Source organism: Radicibacter daui (assembly GCA_030657355.1).
Classification (GTDB): domain Bacteria; phylum Pseudomonadota; class Alphaproteobacteria; order Radicibacterales; family Radicibacteraceae; genus Radicibacter; species Radicibacter daui.
Genome location: CP131056.1, coordinates 1,487,594 through 1,504,501 on the forward strand (window position 1 = coordinate 1,487,594; position 16,908 = coordinate 1,504,501).

Sequence of the window (16,908 nt, forward strand, 5' to 3'; positions counted from 1 at the left end):
CAAAAATTACACCAATTGCGTCGTAATTCGCCGTTACTCCGTTACGGCATTCTGTGGGATACAAGCCCCCGGTTTTCTGGCTGCCGGACCGCCTTATGATGATTCTTCGCCTTCCGACCTTCCCGTCTCGCGTGTGGGGAACTGTCAGGCCGTCAATCCGTCTGAAGGCCATGTTCCGGCGTTTGGCCCAGCAGCGGCTGCGGGACAGCGATTTCGCCATCCTGGCGCTGGCCGCCGGCCTGGGGTTGCTGATCGGGCTGATGGTGGTTGGCCTTCAGGCTGTGCTTTCTGCCGCCCACAGCTATCTCTTCGGTCTGCCTCTGGAGGGGCATCTGAGTTCGGGGCATGTGCCGGAACTTTGGCGGATAGCGGCTGTTCTCATTGGAGGGGGCCTGATCTATGGGCTCGCAGCAGCCGTCGTCCGCCGGCTGCGCATGCATGAGGTGGTTGACCCGATTGAGGCGAACGCTCTTTTCGGCGGGCGCATGTCGCTGCGGGACAGCATCAGCCTTACCTTGATGAATCTGCTCTCGGTTTCTGTCGGGGCCTCGGTCGGTATGGAGGCCGCCTATACCCAGACCGGCTCCGGGCTCGCCTCCAGGGTCGGGCAGATCTTCAGGCTGCGACGGGGAGATTTGCGGATCCTGGTCGGCTGCGGCGCGGCGGCAGCGCTGGCGGCGGCATTCAACGCTCCGCTTGCAGGAGCTTTTTACGCTTTTGAACTCATCATCGGCAGCTACACGCTGGCAGCATTGGCGCCGGTCGGTGTGGCCGCGGTTTCGGCAACGCTCGTCAGCCGGGGGCTTTTTGGCGGCGACCCCATGTTTTTCGTGCCCAGTGTCTTCAATGTTGGCGGTACCGAATATGTAGCGTCGATATTGACCGGGCTGCTCTGTGCGTTTGTCGGCATCCTCGCCATGCGCAGTGTCTCGCATGTGGAAAGTGGTTTTCGTCTGCTGCGCATTCCCCGCTGGGCACGTCCGGCGATTGCCGGTCTGCTGCTGGCCGGCGCCGCGATGGGAGCGCCGCAGGTGCTCGGCAGCGGGCACGGGGCCATCCAGATGGTTGTCGATGGCCGGTTTTCCTGGCCGGCGCTGCTCATGCTTGTGGTGGCCAAGACGGTCGCAACGTCGCTGTGCATCGGCTCCGGCTTTCGCGGCGGCATGTTCAGCTCATCCCTCTTCCTCGGCAGCCTCATCGGCGGTGCGGTGGGGACGCTTGGTGCCTTGCTCATTCCCGGACTTGAGGGCGACGCTGTCGTTCTGACCCTGGTCGGCATGGGGGCAACGGGGGCTGCCGTGGTCGGGGCCCCGATCACCATGGTGCTGCTGGTACTGGAGATGACCGGGAGCTATCCGGCGACACTGGCGGTGATGGTTGCCGTGGTGGTGAGCATCGTCGCCGTGCGCCACTGGTTTGGCTATTCCTTCTCGACCTGGCGTTTCCACATTCGCGGCGTGCGCCTGCAGGGCGGGCAGGATATCGGCTGGGTACGCGACCTGACGGTTGGCCAGATCCAGCGCCGCGACCCGGTAACGGTGCTTGCGGAGATGACCGGCGCCGAACTCGATCACCAGTTTCCGCCGGGCGCTGTGCGTTATCTCTTCGTGCAGGACGCCGAAGGGGTTTTCCTCGGCGTGATCGAAACGGCCGCCATGCGGCTCAACCCCGCTTTCGGGCCGGAGGCCACGGCGCGTGAGTTGCTGCGTGCCTCGCAGGCCTTCCTGTTCGCCGCCCAGCCGGTGCGCGAGGCTTTGGGCGTGTTTGACCGCGAGGCGGTGGAAATGCTGCCGGTCGTGGATGGAGCCCGTACCCGTCGCCTCGTCGGTTTCGTGACTGAGGCCTACGCGCTTCGCCGCTATACCGCGGCACTGGAACGTCAGCGTAACCAGGAGATGGGATCGAGCGACCTGTTCGGGCCGGTGGAGTTCGGCAAGGAAGGGTAACCGGAGTGTGGGCTGCGGAAATTTTTTACTGCGCAGCCCACAACCCATAAGGCTCAGTGCGGATAGCTTGCTTTACCAAGCAGGGGGCCGACGCCGCCGTCTGTAGCCGCACTGTAAAGGTCGAAGCTGTAGGGATCATCCGCTTTTATTGCAATCCAGCCGCGGATATCAGAATGGAAACCCAACACTTCGATGCTGCCGCTTACCGGGTGGTAACCATTTATCTCGGGGCCGACGGTGTAGCTTCCCTTAAGGCCCCGCGGTTCCGCTTTGAGGCTTGATGCATCTGCCTGGCCCCATTTGATTGCGTAGCCGGCAGCCTGACAATCCCGATTCTTGTTCAATGAAGATTGGGCGGTGGCCGCCATCAGGTACTGGAGAATATTCTCGTCGTCGGCAAGGGCCGCAAAACACAGGGTCTTTGCCAGTTCCTGGGGCGGGAGCCGATCCGCGTAATGCCATAGAAGCTTGTTTCTGGAGCCCAGCAGATAGCAGCGCTGCTGCGAGCTTTCTTCACATCCGCGGATTGCTACGGCCTAGGAGTTTCCACCGCACCTTTGGTACGGGCAGTAGCTGTAGTTTCGAAACTGGCCGTCAGCCGTGACGGCCATGTAGCCGGCTTCTGGATCATCTTTGAATTTTGAATAGAAGTCTGCGAGACCTGATGATGTGGTGAGTGGCCCTTGGGACGTGTAGGAAGTTTGGCAGCCAGCGAGTGCAAAAATCAGCATCACGCCCATCGAAAAATTCAATAAAATTTTAAACATATAACTTCCCCCTATTTGATCGCCGGTGATCAAATATAGGAAATTGAATCTAATTTCCACAAAAGGTTGCCGATCTTTGAGTTGGCCATTTCAGTAAATGGCCCTGATCATACCGGCGGAAGCGCTGGTAAAGGGCCGATTTCCTCGCCAACCGCTCCAGCTTCCGTGCTTCTGAAAAGCAGGATTTTGCCATGATCGGATTTCACCCACCCGTTAACGCTGGAAGTAAAGCCGAGGACATCGAGCCTGCCGGTAATATGCCGCCACGGGCCTTCTTCTGCCGTTACGTGGTAGGTGCCGCTCGTGCCAGTCAGCCCACCCCCAGCATTGGCATTGAGGTCAGCGGTGCCGGATTGGAGAGCCGCCTGGCTGGCGGCGCAGTGTGAACTGCTGGAACTGGGCATTCCGGTTTCTATGGCCATCATGTACTGCAAGAGTTCTGAATCCTCGACCAGCGCCGCAAAGCACAGGGTTGCTGCTGTTTCGGCTGGTTTAAGAGATGGTCTGTAGACCCACCGCAGGCTTTTTCCAGAGCCCAGAAGTTCGCAGGGAGACTGGGTTCTGGCCTGACATTCAGCAAGAGCGGCATGCAGCCGGGATGCGGGGCAGCCACCCTGCTGGGTGCAGAGTGTCGTCGTATATCCGACGCCGTTTTCTGTAATCGTAAAGAAACCTGCCGCCGGATCTCTTCTGAAGTTCCGGTATCCCTGCGCTACTTGCTCGCTGATTGTCAGAGGCTTTTCCGCTGTCCGTAGGGAAAGGCTTGGAGCCGAACAGGCGGTAAGTAATGCCAAGCAAAAAAGTGAAAACGGTTTCTTAGGCACGGATACCGCCCATTCTGTCAAAGTGACCGACGGGCATGATGGTGCGATTTTTAGCGATGTTTTTATTTTTTTGATAAATTTAAGAAAAATATCCATGCATTAATCAGAACGGCTTATTTCATTTACTTAAAAATTTAACCTTTAATTAATCTTGCAAGCACTTTCGATACGTTCGGGCTGCTTTGTTGTGTGAGATGCAATGGCCTGAGTTGCGCTGCGGAATGTTTCAGAGCCGGTGATTCGGGGCGAGATGGTAAGTCACCAGAGGACAAGGCAGGTCGCCTGCCTGTCCCCAACGCTGGTTCATCGGTGTTTTAGGTTGCTGCTAAAGCTGTCCAGGCACTTATTTTAAAAGGAAACGTTTCCGTACGCCGGTTTTTGGCTTCCGCTATTCGAGGATCGCTTCCATCGGCTCGTCTTTCCTTTTCGGTCCCCGCAACAGCAGTAGGCCCGGGATCGCGACAATGGCCACATACATCATCAGCTTGAAGTCATCGCCATAGGCAATCACCGTCGCCTGCCGGGTGATCTCGCTGTTGAGCGCGGCAAGGCCGGAGGTGGAGCCGATATCCCAGTGTTCGGCAATTCGCGGAATTTTCAGGGCGAGATTGTAGGGCGTCACGTGTTCCGTCAGCGACGCGTGGACTACCTGCGTATTGCGGGTCAGCAGAAAGCTCACCAGCGAGATGCCGATGCTGGAGCCGATATTGCGGGTGAGGCTGAAGAGAGCCGTGCCCTGAGTGCGGAATTCGGACGGCAGGGTGGCAAAGGTAATGGTGGAGAGCGGCACGAACATGAAGCCGAGCCCCAGCCCCTGGACGATACCGTTCATGATGAGGGTGAATTGCGAAACATCGGGGGTGTAGCCCACCATCTCCCACAGCACCCAGATGGTCAGGATGAGGCCGAGCAGCACGAGATAACGGGCGTCGATCTTCGAGATAACCCGGCCGACGATCATCATGGCGATCATAGTGCCCACGCCGCGCGGGCCAAGGATGATGCCGGCCGTGATGACGGGAAAGCCCATCAGGTTCTGCAGATAGGGCGTTAGCAGGGCCAGCGTCGCCAGCAGGATGACGCCGACGATGAAGATGAAGACGAGCCCGACATTGAAATTGCGGTCGGCAAAGATGCGCGGGTCGAGAAACGGGTTCCTGGCCGTCAGCGTGTGTACGATGAAGAGATAACCGGCGAGGATGGTCAGCGCTGTTTCGATGACGATCTCGGTCGAGGAAAACCAGTCGATCTGTTCGCCGCGGTCCAGCATCATCTGCAAGGCGCCGATCATCACGCTCAGGCAGACGAACCCGAACCAGTCAAAGCGCACGGCATTGCGCTTGCTGTCCGACAGGAAGGCCGAGAGGCCCATGAAGGTCAGGATGCCGACCGGCAGGTTGATGTAGAAGACGAAGCGCCAGTTATAGGCCTCGGTCAGCCAGCCGCCGAGCACCGGCCCCAGGATGGGGCCGACCATAACGCCCACGCCCCACATCGCCATGGCAGAGCCGTGCTTTTCCTTGGGGTAGCTATCCAGCAGCACTGATTGTGACATCGGCACCAGCGGTGCGCCGAAGACGCCCTGCAGCAGGCGGAACAGCACCATCTGCGGCAGCGAGGCCGCCATGCCGCACAGCATGGAGGCGACCGTGAAGCCGGCAACCGATAGCAGGAACACCCGCTTGCGGCCGAAGCGGGCCACGATGAAGCCCGTCACCGGCGTCACGATGGCAGCGGCGACGATATAGGAGGTGAGCACCCAGTTGATCTGGTCCTGCGTTGCCGACAGGTTGCCCTGCATATAGGGCAGGGCAACGTTGGCAATCGTGGTATCCAGCGCCTGCATGATGGTGGCGAGCATGACGCAAAGTGTCAGCACGCCGCGATGCGGCACCTCTTCATGGCCTGCGGCGGATGCGGCGGCACTCATGGCAGATTTCCTTCAGGCGGCCTTACCGCTCAGAGCAGGTGCTCGATGCTGTCGATCAGACCGCCGAAGGTCCGCTGGTGGCCGGTATCAATCTCGACGATGGCGCTCATGCCGGCACGCAGCTGCGGGGCATCCGCCGGCAGCTCAAGTTCGATGCGCACCGGTACGCGCTGCACCACCTTGACCCAGTTGCCCGAGGCGTTCTGTGCTGGCAGCACGGAGAACTGTGCGCCGGTTGCCGGGCTGAGGCTGGTTACCTTGCCCTTCCATTCCTGGCCCGGATAGCTGTCGATACTGACATCGGCCACATCGCCAACCTTGAGGAAGGTGAGGTCGGTTTCCTTGAGGTTGGCAGAGACCCAGAGATGGTCGCTGGCTACCAGGCTGAAGGCCGGATCCGCTACATCAAGATAAGCGCCCACCTGCAGGTGCGGCACGTTGGTGACGGTGCCATCCATCGGGGCGGTGATCACCGTGTGGCGCAGATCGCGCTCGGCCTTGTCGAGCGTAGCGGCTGCTGTTCGATAACGCGGGTTGTCCTCGACCGGCTGATCGGCATTGCCGCCAAGGCGGGCCAGGGTGGCGTCGGCCTCGCGCTGGGCAACGGCGACGGCATCATTGGCGGCATCCAGGTTGCGTTTTGCCTGATCGAGCGCTGCCTGCGAGGCGTTGCCGGAGCGGTTGAGATCGCGCTGGCGCCGCCAGGTGGTCTCGTAATAGCCCACATCCGTGCGGGCTTCCTCAATCTTGGAAAGGGCAGCGCGGTAGTCCGCCACATCGGTCTGGATGGCATCGCGCACGATGCCGAGATCGGCGGTCGCGCCGGCGACAGCAATGCGGTAGGGCTCGTCGTCGAGCTTGAAGAGCAGGTCACCAGCCTTCACATGCTGGTTTTCCTTGACTGCGATATCGACCACCGTACCCGCCACATCGGTAGTCACTGCGAGCATGTCCGCCTGGACATAAGAGTTGTCACTCGAAACCCAGCGCCCGCCGGTCAGATAGGCCTCGGTACCAAGCGCGATGGCGATCAGCGGTCCGATAGCAAGCAGCACCGAACGCTTCTTAGGCAACCGCCGCGGCTTGCGCTTGATATGGTGCTGGCCGAAATCCTTGGTGGCGTGGGTGCCCGACCCGTGATGGTGGGGGGCTTCGGCCTTCAGCGGCAGGGCTTGATCGTGGCTCATGGGTGTCGGGGTCCCGCGGGTCGGAAAGTTCAGAAGAGAGTGCCGGCTGCGTTAGCAGCCCGGTTTCGGGTCAAGTTCGCCCGGCGTCGATAGATTGTTCCTGATCTTGAGCAGTAGCTCGGCGAGCTGCGCCTGATCGGCTTCGCTGAGGCCGGCAAAGGCATCGGCGCGCATTTCGTCCGCCAGACGATGCAGCTCGACCATCGTCGGCGCAGAATCTTCCGTCAGATAAAGGCGGCGGGCGCGGCGGTCGCTTTTATCCACGCGGCGCTCGATAAGGCCGGCTTCTTCCAGCTTGTCGATGAGGCGCACCAGGGTGATGGGCTTCATTTCCATGAAGTCGGCGAGGGCATTTTGCTGGATGCCGGGGTAGCGCTGCACGCTGGCCAGCACCTGCCATTGTGCGCGGCTGAGGCTGTGCCCCTTTGCCTTCTGCTCGAAGCGCCGACGCAGAAGCCGCGCGGTATCGCCGATCAGGAAGGAAACGTTACGCAGCGGGTTTTGCATGAAAGGGTCCAGGTTAGTCAGCTCTGCTTATAATAAGCTTTGCTTACTATCTCCAGAGAAGCCGGGGCATCAATGTGGCGTTCTTCACAGAAGCTCTTTGGAGGCTTGCCGGGCGCAAAACAAAAGGCGGCCTCCTTTCGGAAGCCGCCTTTCGCGGAAATGTTTTCTGGCCAATGAAGCCGGATCAGAGCCCCTTGGCGACCGCCCCAAGGCGCAGGCGCAGGGCCTGCAGCTTGATGAAGCCGGCAGCGTCGCGCTGGTCGTAAACGCTGTCTTCCTCGAAGGTCACGTATTCCTGGCTGTAAAGGCTGTTGGGCGACTTGCGGCCGACAACCGAGACACTGCCCTTGTAGAGCTTGAGGCGCACGACGCCGGTCACGCGCTCCTGGGTCTTGTCGATGAGGGCCTGCAGCGCTTCGCGTTCGGGGCTGAACCAGAAGCCATTATAGATGAGCTCGGCATAACGCGGCATCAGCTCGTCCTTGAGATGGGCTGCGCCACGATCAAGGGTGATGCTCTCGATGCCGCGATGAGCTGCGGAGAGGATGGTGCCACCCGGCGTCTCGTAGCAGCCGCGCGACTTCATGCCGACGAAGCGGTTTTCCACGAGATCGAGGCGGCCGATGCCGTTCTTGCCACCCAGCTCGTTGAGCTTGGTCAGCAGGGTTGCCGGGCTCATCTTGACGCCGTCGATGGCAACCGCATCGCCCTTGGAGAACTCGACCTCGATATAGGTCGGCTTGTCGGGAGCGTCTTCCGGGTTGACGGTGAGGCGATACATGCTGGTATCGGCCTCCTTCCACGGATCCTCGAGCGCCTTGCCCTCGTAGGAGATGTGCATGAGGTTGGCGTCCATGGAGTAGGGCGCCTCGTCAAATTTGTCGCGGGCAATCGGAATCTGGTGCTTCTGGGCATAGTCCAGCAGCTTGGTGCGGCTGTTGAGATCCCAGATGCGCCAGGGCGCGATCACCTTGATGTCGGGCTTGAGGGCATAATAACCCAGCTCGAAGCGAACCTGGTCATTACCCTTGCCGGTGGCGCCATGGCTCACGGCATCGGCGCCGAGCTCACGGGCAATCTCGATCTGGCGCTTGGCGATCAGCGGGCGCGCGATGGAGGTGCCGAGCAGATAGACACCCTCATAAAGCGCGTTGGCACGGAACATCGGGAAGACGAAGTCGCGCACGAACTCTTCGCGCAGGTCGTCGATGAAGATGTGCTCTTTCTTGACGCCAAACTGCTCGGCCTTCTTGCGCGCCGGCTCCAGCTCTTCGCCCTGGCCGATATCGGCGGTGAAGGTCACCACCTCGCACTTGTAGGTATCCTGAAGCCATTTCAGGATCACGCTGGTATCGAGGCCACCGGAATAGGCCAGGACGACCCGTTTGACGTCGCTCATCTCGCGCACCGATCCAAAGAAGCAAAGTGAGGGGTTGCCGCAGTCGCCTGCGAATGGGCCGGGACGGTAGACCGGTCAGCCCGGCGGCGCAAGGGTTTGCGCGGCTTTGCGGTGCGTGGGAGTGCCTTTAATGCATCTTCACCAGCGGATGTGGAACGAAGTCACGCGGCTGGATTTTGATCCATGCCGTGCTGTTTTGCTCCCGGTCCTTGTTTTCAACCATGTGGATCAGCTGGAACTGATGCCCCGCAATGAAATGCCTCAGCTTTTCTGCGCGGTCAGCCTTCGTTCCAACAAGCATGCTGGCCGGCATGGTGCCCTGATTGAACTCCCTGCACAGCGCTTCGAGCAGGAGGCACGAAGGCAAGTGGGTTGAGGCGCTGTCGATGAAGATTGAGGAGACCGGGGCCATTTGCGGCAGGTAATGGCGCAGCAGGGTGAGGATGCCGTCCGGCGAGTGGTCGAAATCGCTAAACAGGATGTCGAGCGGCAATTCAAAGCTTGGAAGCGGCGGCACACGGTGCCTGGCAAACTGCACGAAGGCGTCGACCTCCAGCTGCTTTGCAAGGCGTGCAAAGAAGAGCTGTGCTTCGACTGGCGTACCGCCGCGAAGCCGTTCGATGACCGGATGGTGTTGAAGATTACCCCAATGACTGCCGTCATCGACAGAGAACAGGCTGCCCTTGCCGTTTTCCTTGAGGGCCTGGGCGATCATCAGGGCGCAGGTGCCGACACCCGTACCGAGTTCGACGACGCGCTCGGGTTTCGACATTTTTACGTAGGAATAGAGAAAAACGGAGAAGTCCTCGGTGCCGTAGGTCGTTCCGGTCTCGCGGCAATACTCAAGCAGTGCCAGTCTCGGATCTTCGGCCATTTTTCCCGCTCTGCGATCACGCCCGCCGTGCGCTCTTCTCCTTTGACGGGTCCGGGCGGCACGTCCGGGTAATGGGACGTGTCGGGGTGGGTGTGTCTATGAACTGGTTAACGTATTGCTCTGAGACAATTGACGCAGAGGCGCAGGGTGAACGGAAATAGGGGGCGGAGTGAAACGGCGACTGCTTGCTTAAGCGCAACGGACTTCCCATTCTTCTGAAGAAGGGGTGGGCCTCATCCGATTTCCTGCCCTTGGGAAGCCCGGAGGAAATATGGCCACGATCAATCTGGCTCTGAACTTGCTCTGGTTTGTCCTGCTTGGCTTTGCCATGGCACTTGGCTGGCTCGTGGCGGGAGTTCTGCTGGCGCTCACCATTATCGGTTTGCCCTGGAGCATCGCCTGCTTTCGCATCGCCGCTTTTGCGGCGTGGCCGTTTGGCCGTGTGGTGGTGAAGACGGAAGAACTGACCGGCGATCTGCTCGATGCAAATCCGATGGCCGGCCTTGGCAATATCGTCTGGTTTGTGCTTGCCGGCTGGTGGCTGGCCCTTGGCCATGTTCTGGCTGCGGTCGGTTATGCCGTCACCATCATCGGGTTACCCTTTGCCTGGCAGCATCTGAAGCTGGCGCAGCTTGCGCTGCTGCCGCTGGGGCGGCAGGTAGTGGACGCCGATCTCGCCGAAGCGGCCTATGACAGGAACCGGATGGAAGCGCTCAGCCGCATGCGGCGGCGGTTCTAACCCCGGATAGTGCTGTCAGCTGCCGTCTTTACCCGGGGCCAGGGCAGCAGCCAGAGGATGAGCGGCAGCAGATAGCCGGCATAGGGAATCAGCGCGATCAAAGACCAGTAAAGCGAGCGGCCGGTGCGTGTCAGCACGATGCCGCAGACAACCATGGTATAGGCGGCCGAAACGGCCCAGATCAGGTGGGAAAGCCATACCGGCAGGCCGGAGAGGTAATAGAGGACTTCGCCTGGAGACTGCATTGCGTTTTGCCTCAGCCGTTTCGGTCGCGTTTGGGGCGCCGCTGCCGCTTGGGCGGAGCTGGCGGCAGGACTGGCCAGCGGATGAAAGCGAGGCGGGTAAAGGCGGCCGGAACGCCGAAAATGGGGACCAGCACCAGAAAGGCCGGCCAGGGCGCCATGCCGGCGCGGCGATGGACCTTGTAGAGCGGCCACAGGGCGATGAGCGCCGCAACGGTGTGGGCGAGAAGGACCCGGCCGAGTTCCGGGCTGATCAGGGCTGGCATCAAAGGCTCCGGCATGACGGCCAAAAGCCTTATCATGAGGCAGGCCGATTGTACCACAGCCGAGGCGGTGGGATGGGCGGCAGGGGTGTCTTCCGTGCCTCAGGCTTCTTCCCGTTCCTCGTCATCCTCGAAGGGGAAGGCTTCCACCTCCCCGGCATCTCGCGGGAAGGAATAGCTGAGGATACGTTTTTCGACCGGCTGGATCGCACCCTGCTGCATATGCTCGAAAACGGCATCCACCACTTCGGCCAGGAAGCGGTCGGTTACGGGGTCCAGCACCTGCGGCTGGGTCGGAAATTCGCGGGAATAGATGCGACGGGCGAGTGCCGGTCCGGCACGACCGACAAAACTCACCAGCCGGTCGACGAACTCGCTTTTCGCCAGTTCCGTCGGCAGATCCCGCGCCGTGCGGGAGAGCACGAGGAAGGCGAGATTGCCGGTATCCTCAAGGCGCGGGTCTTTGTCCACGGCCTCGGCAACCTCGGCGAAATAACGCGACCGGTTGGGTTCCAGCGTCTGGAGGACGGGCTCCAGGATAAGACGATTCTGCGACATAACCGGGCTATAACATCAAGCTTTGTGCCTCGGCTACCTGACCGGGCGAATACCAGACTGGTAGAAAGTATGGGGCGACAACGCGATTTTCGGATGAGGTTCGGTTGTTGGCAGGGAGGCCACGTGCCGTGCTGCAGCCTTCCGGGTTTCGCGATAGGGTTGGCAAGCTTGCCGCCTTTGCGCTAAACCCGGCCCCTGAACTTCGGGGGTCCGAGGGCCCCTTCCTGAAATAGACTACCCGTAAGGAGCCGCGCCGATGCGAGCGGAAACCCAGGCGGTCGTCGACGACATCAATGGGTCGTTGGCGCTGCTGAGGAGGCATCTTTGACTGGGATAACGCCCTTCGCCGGCTCGATGAGCTGGTAGCGCTATCCGAGGATCCGAACCTCTGGAACAACTCTGCCAATGCCCAGAAGATCATGCGTGAGCGCAATACGCTTGCCGACAAGGTCGAGGGTTACCGCAAGCTGGAGACGACGCTGAAGGACAGCGTTGATCTCATCGAGCTGGCCGAGATGGAAGATGACGGCGACATGATCGCCGATGCCGAAGCCACCCTTTCCGAGCTGCGCACCCGTGTGCACAAGATGCAGATCGAAAGCCTGCTCTCGGGCGAGGTGGACGGCAATGACTGCTATCTGGAAGTCAATGCCGGTGCCGGCGGTACCGAGGCCCAGGACTGGGGCTCGATGCTGTTTCGCATGTATATGCGCTGGTGCGAGCAGCATGGGTACAAGACCACGCTGATCGACGAGCACGAGGGTGAAGAAGCCGGCATCAAGTCCGCGACCATTCAGGTCACCGGGCCCAATGCCTATGGCTGGCTGAAAACCGAGACGGGCGTTCACCGCCTCGTGCGTATTTCGCCCTATGACAGCGCCGCGCGCCGTCACACCTCGTTTTCGGCGGTCACGGTCTCTCCGGTCATCGACGACAATATCGAGATCGAGATCAACCCGGCCGATCTCAAGGTCGACACCTACCGCGCCCAGGGCGCCGGTGGCCAGCACGTCAACCGGACGGAATCGGCCATTCGCATCACCCACGTGCCGACCGGTATCGTCGTGGCCTGCCAGGCTGACCGCTCGCAGCACCGCAACCGCGATACCGCGATGGGCATGCTGAAGGCGCGCCTTTACGAGCGCGAGCTCAAGAAGCGTGAAGAGGCAGCCGGCGCGATCGAGGAGCAGAAGTCGGATATCGGCTGGGGTCACCAGATCCGCTCCTACGTGCTGCATCCCTACCAGATGGTGAAGGATCTGCGCACGGGCGTGGAAAAGGGCAACGCCCAGGGCGTGCTCGACGGCGATCTGGATGATTATCTGGAAGCCGCCCTTGCCCAGAAGCTGGACGGCCTCGACCAGAGCTCCCGCACCAGCCTTTAAGGCCAGGCAGCAGCGACAAAAGAAATGGCCCGGTGGGGAAACCCGCCGGGCCAGTTTTTTAACAGGGAGGCAACAGAACGAGCGGGAAGCGGGGCAGCCAGCCTGTCGATCTTTGAGGGAGCGAAGATCAGCAGCGGCGCCGCATCCGGCAATGACTTCACTATCTGCCTCACGGGGCCGCCTGTCTCTTCTCCGCAGGGCGTAGGTGGTTGGAGCATAGGGATATGTTTCAAGGGGAGTCTGTCCCCGACCGGATATGCCTCTACACCCTAGGAAGGACAGCCCTCATTATTAACATAATGCGCAATTCCCCTTAACCGGGGGTTGTGTAAACTGGTGCCGTGGCATGCTTGTCGGGGAGGGAACGATGGCGGGGCCGGTGCTTATCCTGCATGGCTGGAGCGATACGTCGGACAGTTTCCGGCCGCTGGCCAGCTTCCTGTCGCAGCAGGGGTTCGAAATCGCCGAACTCTGGCTCGGTGACTATCTTTCGCTCGAAGATGATGTCCGTGTTGAGGACGTTGCAAGGCTGATGCGCCGGCTTTTGTCGGCCCGCCTTGCCGATGGATCACTGCAGGCACCCTTCGACCTTATCGTGCACAGCACGGGCGGTCTGGTGGCACGTCAGTGGCTGGTCGATCTGGCCCGGGACGGTGAGCCGCTTCCTTGCCGACGGCTCTTGATGCTGGCCCCGGCTAATTTCGGTTCGCGCCTTGCCCGGCAAGGAAAATCGCTGATCGGTCGGGCCTACAAGGGATGGAGGAACGGCTTTCAGACCGGGCGGCAGATGCTCGATGCGCTGGAACTGGCCTCTGCCTTCCAGTGGCAGCTGGCCGGCCATGATCTTTTCGGGGAGGGCCCCTCCCTCTACGGGTTCGGGGATGGCAAGGTCGCGCCCTTCATTATCGTCGGCACTCATCCTTACGATACCTGGCCGCGTAGCCTGGTGGATGAGGCAGGTGCGGATGGCACGGTGCGTGCCGCAGCCGCCAATCTTAACGCCTATGGCATGACCATCCGTTTTGCGGCTGGCAATCCCGTACCGCAGATGAGCGAATGGCCGCGACTACAGGGCGAGATGCGTTTCCCCTGTGCCGTGCTGGCGCCGCATGACCACGCAACGATTACCAACCCGTCGGTCCGCGGCCATCTGGAGGAGGGCGTGGGAGACCCATTGCCGCTGGAAAAATTTGTGCTTGAGGCGCTCACCTGTTCCAGTGCCGCGCAGTATGAAGACATCGAGCGCTACTGGGGTGCCAATGTCAGCGAGTTCACCGCCAGTCTCGCTCATGATGACGGGGCGCGAAATCGCCTTCTTGGCAAGGCGGACCCGGCCTGGTTTCACCAGTATTTCCAGATGGTGGTGCGGGTGGAGGACGATTACGGGCGGCCAATCCCGGACTATTTTCTCGAGTTTCAGCCTGAAGATACGGAAAACACAGCCGCCAGCGACTATTTCCATGCCCAGGTGCTGGAGAAGGTCGATGTGAACTCACACGATCCTGGCGCGCGTTGCCTGTTTATCGACCGCACCGATCTCATGGACGGATTTTATGGTCGCTACGGGGCCAGGGGGCTTTTCGTGACGCTCACGATTGCTCCTGAAGGGCCGAATGTCGGTTATTTCGATGAGGTAGAGCGTCAGGCGGTGGGGCGAATCCCGATTCACGGGCTGGAGGCGAGCGAGCGTTGGTTACGCCGCAACTCAACGCATTTCGTGCGGATCATCGTTCCGCGGGTGCCCGGCCCGTCGGTCTTCCGTATGGCGCAGTATAACGGCGCATTGCCCTGACACGGAGACGATAAAAAATTGGGCCCGGCGGAGGGGGAGACGCCGGGCCCTGTCGGTTCAAGGGGGAGCTGGCGGAGGGAGGGGGACATTCTCGCGCCGTCCTTGACCTTGATTTGAGTGTCGCGCCGAACAGCCCAAAGCGCCATCTCGCGGAAGGAGAGGGTGGGATGTTCCTTCGGTCAGGGTGGGCGGCTTTACCCTATGCCAAAGTTAGCCGGCAGGGGGCCTTGAAGTCCTTCCGGCGCTCTCTAGTGAGGCTGGTAGTCGTCATCGTGCCGGGCGATCAGCCAGCTCATCGCACGCAGGGCCGGCGGGGCGGCTTCCACGATCTGGAAGGCGCTGACATTGTCGGTCTGGCGGACGAGCTGCGCTTCGATCCAGGCGTCTTCCGGCGCGGTGCCGGAGGCCTCGCTACAGATTTCCACCCGCACCATCGGGGCCTTGCCAGCATTTTGTTCGGCGCCCAGTTCCAGTTCACCGGCGCCCACAGGCAGGCTGAAGCCGCTGAAGCTCCAGTCATTGCACACCAGCGCCCGTTCCTCGAACGAGGTCCCGGGTACCTGCAGCGGCAGGTCGATGCTCAAACGTTGCAGCAGGCGGCGATCCCGCCCGTTATAGCCCGGGGTGCGGACATGACGTCCGGGCTCATCCGTGTGCTGACCGGTATCTGGCAACTCGACTTCAGAATCGTGCGACGACAAAAACTACCACTCCCGGCGCCGGCGCTCTCACGCATCCGGTGCCGCTCAAACCCAGTGTTTCAATGCCAGTGAAGGCGCGCAATCTAGTGCCGGTGTCCGTGTTTTGCCAGTACGACTTGCCGGGCAGGTGTGGCCTGAAACACAAAATCTGCCGCAAGGCTTAAGCCTATCGGATTAGGTTGGTGACCAGAAGAAGAAAAAATGTGTGCACCGGCCAGAAACGCACCGGCGGATTGCAGCGTTATGCAAAATTAATTATGGCCATTAAAACCAGTCGGTGTCGGCCAGCGGCTCATACCAGTCCTGGGGAAAGTCCGCCAGATCGCGCGAGGGCACGTTGAACGGCCGCTTGAGCTGGCCGCGGAAGTGGGTGCGCACCAGCTCCTGCCAGCTCGGCAGCGGATCGCTCCAGCCGCGCTTGTCCGCCAGATGGCGGAACCAGCGTGTGCCGGCGGCGACATGGGTGATTTCGTCATCATGGATGATCTGCAGTGCGGCGGCACTGTCCTGATCGCCGGCGCGAATCAGATTGTCGATCATCGCCGGGGTTACATCGAGTCCGCGTGCCTCCAGCACCATCGGGACCACGGCAAGGCGTGCCGCCAGATCATGGGCGGTCATTTCGCTGGCCTGCCACAACCCGTCATGGGCCGGCAGATCGCCATAGGCGGCGCCCATGGCAGCCAGCCGGTCCGCCAGCATCAGGAAATGTTTGGCCTCGTCGTCCCCCACCCGGATCCAGTCGTCGTAAAACTCGCGCGGCATCTCCTCGGCGGGAAAGCGGCAGACGATATCCCAGGCAAGGTCGATGGCGTTGAGTTCGATATGGGCCAGCGCATGCATGAGCGCGATCCGGGTCTCCGGCGAATAGCCCTTGCGGCGCTTGGGCATGTCGCGCGGCAGGCGCAGTTCCGGCCGCTCCGGCCGACCGGGGCGGTCGGGCGGGGCGGGGTCGCCCGTCACAGGAAGTCGGAGCGTGCCTTCCCGCCATGCCGCAGCAGCCTGCCGCGATGCCCGTGCTTTTTCGTACGGATCGCGTTCAGCCAGAATGGCGATGGCGGCGCTGGTGAGGGAATTATGCGGGTCGTGCGGCACGGCGCGGGGCATCCGGTTTTTGCGAAGAAGGGACGTCTGTCAGCCGGGACTCACTCAGTCGGCAGCAGTTTCTCAAGCAGGGTCAGCAACTGCTCGCGCCCGCCCGGACCGAGGCGGTCCGTAAAGCGGGCTTCATGCTCCTGCTGCAGGGTCATGGCACGGGCCAGCAGCTTGCGTCCGGCGGGCGTCAGGTGCAGCGCGTGAGAGCGGCGGTCGCTTTCCGACGGGCGGCGCTCGGCAAGCCCGCGCTGTTCGAGACTGTCCACCAGCGCAACAAAGTTGGTGCGCTGGATGCCGAGCGCGGCGCTGACCTCGGACTGGTTCAGTCCGGGATTGCTGCCGAGGATGATGAGCACGCTGAACGAAGCCGGCTTCAGCCCCACTTCGTCGAGCGTGCGAATAAAGTCGTCGAAGATCACCAGCTGGGCCCGGCGCAACGTATAGCCCACGAAAGAGGGCAGGCCCCCCATATCGATGCCGCGCCGGCTTGCCTGCTCCATGGTCTCGATTTCATTGCTCATGTTCACTGCCCATAACTGCCGATACTGACCCCGGCTGCGCCCTATGCCGCTCACCCCTGCGGCAGCAACCTTTTTGTCCCTGGATAACAGTGCCGGCCTTGTCGCACGGTTCGCGGGGCCACTTCCAGAGAGGATGGCGGCGAATTTGAATTATAATATATAATTGTTATATTGAATC

General features: G+C 61.1%; 17 protein-coding genes. 4 read left to right on the forward strand and 13 right to left on the reverse strand.

Annotated features, from left to right (window positions below):
• Window positions 1-170 precede the first annotated feature (170 nt).
• Window positions 171-1,946 (forward strand): chloride channel protein, encoded by a 1,776-nt coding sequence (locus QTL98_RS07025; RefSeq protein WP_445681509.1) that lies wholly within the window; start codon window positions 171-173, stop codon window positions 1,944-1,946.
• Between the two features lie 53 nt (window positions 1,947-1,999).
• Here QTL98_RS07025 and QTL98_RS07030 read toward each other — a convergent pair whose 3' ends face one another.
• The 7 genes from QTL98_RS07030 to QTL98_RS07060 all read right to left on the reverse strand — a co-directional run bounded on the left by QTL98_RS07030 (window position 2,000) and on the right by QTL98_RS07060 (window position 9,434).
• Window positions 2,000-2,314: a hypothetical protein gene (locus tag QTL98_RS07030; RefSeq protein ID WP_445681510.1), complete on the reverse strand. Its 315-nt coding sequence runs from the start codon at window positions 2,312-2,314 to the stop codon at window positions 2,000-2,002.
• Window positions 2,315-2,820: 506 nt separating this feature from the next.
• Window positions 2,821-3,633, reverse strand: coding sequence for a hypothetical protein (locus tag QTL98_RS07035; RefSeq protein ID WP_445681511.1), 813 nt, complete (start codon window positions 3,631-3,633; stop codon window positions 2,821-2,823).
• A gap of 292 nt (window positions 3,634-3,925) precedes the next feature.
• A complete protein-coding gene (locus QTL98_RS07040; protein ID WP_445681512.1) occupies window positions 3,926-5,467 on the reverse strand; it encodes a DHA2 family efflux MFS transporter permease subunit in 1,542 nt (513 codons plus the stop codon).
• A 29-nt stretch (window positions 5,468-5,496) separates the two neighbouring features.
• A complete protein-coding gene (locus QTL98_RS07045; protein WP_445681513.1) occupies window positions 5,497-6,654 on the reverse strand; it encodes an HlyD family secretion protein in 1,158 nt (385 codons plus the stop codon).
• A gap of 51 nt (window positions 6,655-6,705) precedes the next feature.
• On the reverse strand, window positions 6,706-7,161 hold the full coding sequence (locus QTL98_RS07050) for a MarR family winged helix-turn-helix transcriptional regulator (RefSeq protein WP_445681514.1): 456 nt from the start codon (window positions 7,159-7,161) through the stop codon (window positions 6,706-6,708).
• Between the two features lie 184 nt (window positions 7,162-7,345).
• Entirely contained in the window at window positions 7,346-8,560 is a 1,215-nt protein-coding gene (locus tag QTL98_RS07055; protein ID WP_445681515.1) for an argininosuccinate synthase, read from the reverse strand.
• A gap of 127 nt (window positions 8,561-8,687) precedes the next feature.
• The gene (locus QTL98_RS07060) at window positions 8,688-9,434 is read right to left on the reverse strand and encodes a class I SAM-dependent methyltransferase (RefSeq protein ID WP_445681516.1); all 747 of its coding nucleotides are present in this window, start codon (window positions 9,432-9,434) and stop codon (window positions 8,688-8,690) included.
• A gap of 271 nt (window positions 9,435-9,705) precedes the next feature.
• Between QTL98_RS07060 and QTL98_RS07065 the strand changes: the two genes are divergently transcribed.
• Window positions 9,706-10,173, forward strand: a complete 468-nt coding sequence (locus QTL98_RS07065; RefSeq protein ID WP_445681517.1) for a YccF domain-containing protein — start codon at window positions 9,706-9,708, stop codon at window positions 10,171-10,173.
• Here the strand turns inward: QTL98_RS07065 and QTL98_RS07070 are convergent.
• From QTL98_RS07070 to QTL98_RS07080, 3 genes are all read right to left on the reverse strand, one after another.
• Window positions 10,170-10,418, reverse strand: a complete 249-nt coding sequence (locus QTL98_RS07070) for a hypothetical protein (RefSeq protein ID WP_445681518.1) — start codon at window positions 10,416-10,418, stop codon at window positions 10,170-10,172. The genes QTL98_RS07065 and QTL98_RS07070 overlap by 4 nt on opposite strands.
• A gap of 11 nt (window positions 10,419-10,429) precedes the next feature.
• Window positions 10,430-10,681: a hypothetical protein gene (locus QTL98_RS07075; RefSeq protein WP_445681519.1), complete on the reverse strand. Its 252-nt coding sequence runs from the start codon at window positions 10,679-10,681 to the stop codon at window positions 10,430-10,432.
• Window positions 10,682-10,780: 99 nt separating this feature from the next.
• Window positions 10,781-11,236: a hypothetical protein gene (locus QTL98_RS07080; protein ID WP_445681520.1), complete on the reverse strand. Its 456-nt coding sequence runs from the start codon at window positions 11,234-11,236 to the stop codon at window positions 10,781-10,783.
• A 256-nt stretch (window positions 11,237-11,492) separates the two neighbouring features.
• Here QTL98_RS07080 and prfB point away from each other — a divergent pair.
• Both prfB and QTL98_RS07090 read left to right on the forward strand, forming a co-directional pair.
• A protein-coding gene (gene prfB, locus QTL98_RS07085; protein ID WP_445681521.1) for a peptide chain release factor 2 occupies window positions 11,493-12,621 on the forward strand; the annotation gives its coding sequence in 2 pieces (ribosomal slippage) (window positions 11,493-11,561 and window positions 11,563-12,621; 1,128 coding nt in all).
• Between the two features lie 367 nt (window positions 12,622-12,988).
• Window positions 12,989-14,413 carry an esterase/lipase family protein gene (locus QTL98_RS07090; protein ID WP_445681522.1) on the forward strand — a complete coding sequence of 475 codons (1,425 nt, stop codon included), beginning with the start codon at window positions 12,989-12,991 and terminating at the stop codon, window positions 14,411-14,413.
• Between the two features lie 248 nt (window positions 14,414-14,661).
• On the opposite strand, the gene QTL98_RS07095 is transcribed toward QTL98_RS07090, so the two are convergent.
• The 3 genes from QTL98_RS07095 to QTL98_RS07105 form a co-directional block, all read right to left on the reverse strand.
• Window positions 14,662-15,114 carry a hypothetical protein gene (locus QTL98_RS07095; protein ID WP_445681523.1) on the reverse strand — a complete coding sequence of 151 codons (453 nt, stop codon included), beginning with the start codon at window positions 15,112-15,114 and terminating at the stop codon, window positions 14,662-14,664.
• Window positions 15,115-15,378: 264 nt separating this feature from the next.
• On the reverse strand, window positions 15,379-16,209 hold the full coding sequence (locus QTL98_RS07100) for a ferritin-like domain-containing protein (protein WP_445681524.1): 831 nt from the start codon (window positions 16,207-16,209) through the stop codon (window positions 15,379-15,381).
• A 50-nt stretch (window positions 16,210-16,259) separates the two neighbouring features.
• Window positions 16,260-16,730, reverse strand: a complete 471-nt coding sequence (locus QTL98_RS07105; protein ID WP_445681525.1) for a MarR family winged helix-turn-helix transcriptional regulator — start codon at window positions 16,728-16,730, stop codon at window positions 16,260-16,262.
• Window positions 16,731-16,908: the final 178 nt, after the last annotated feature.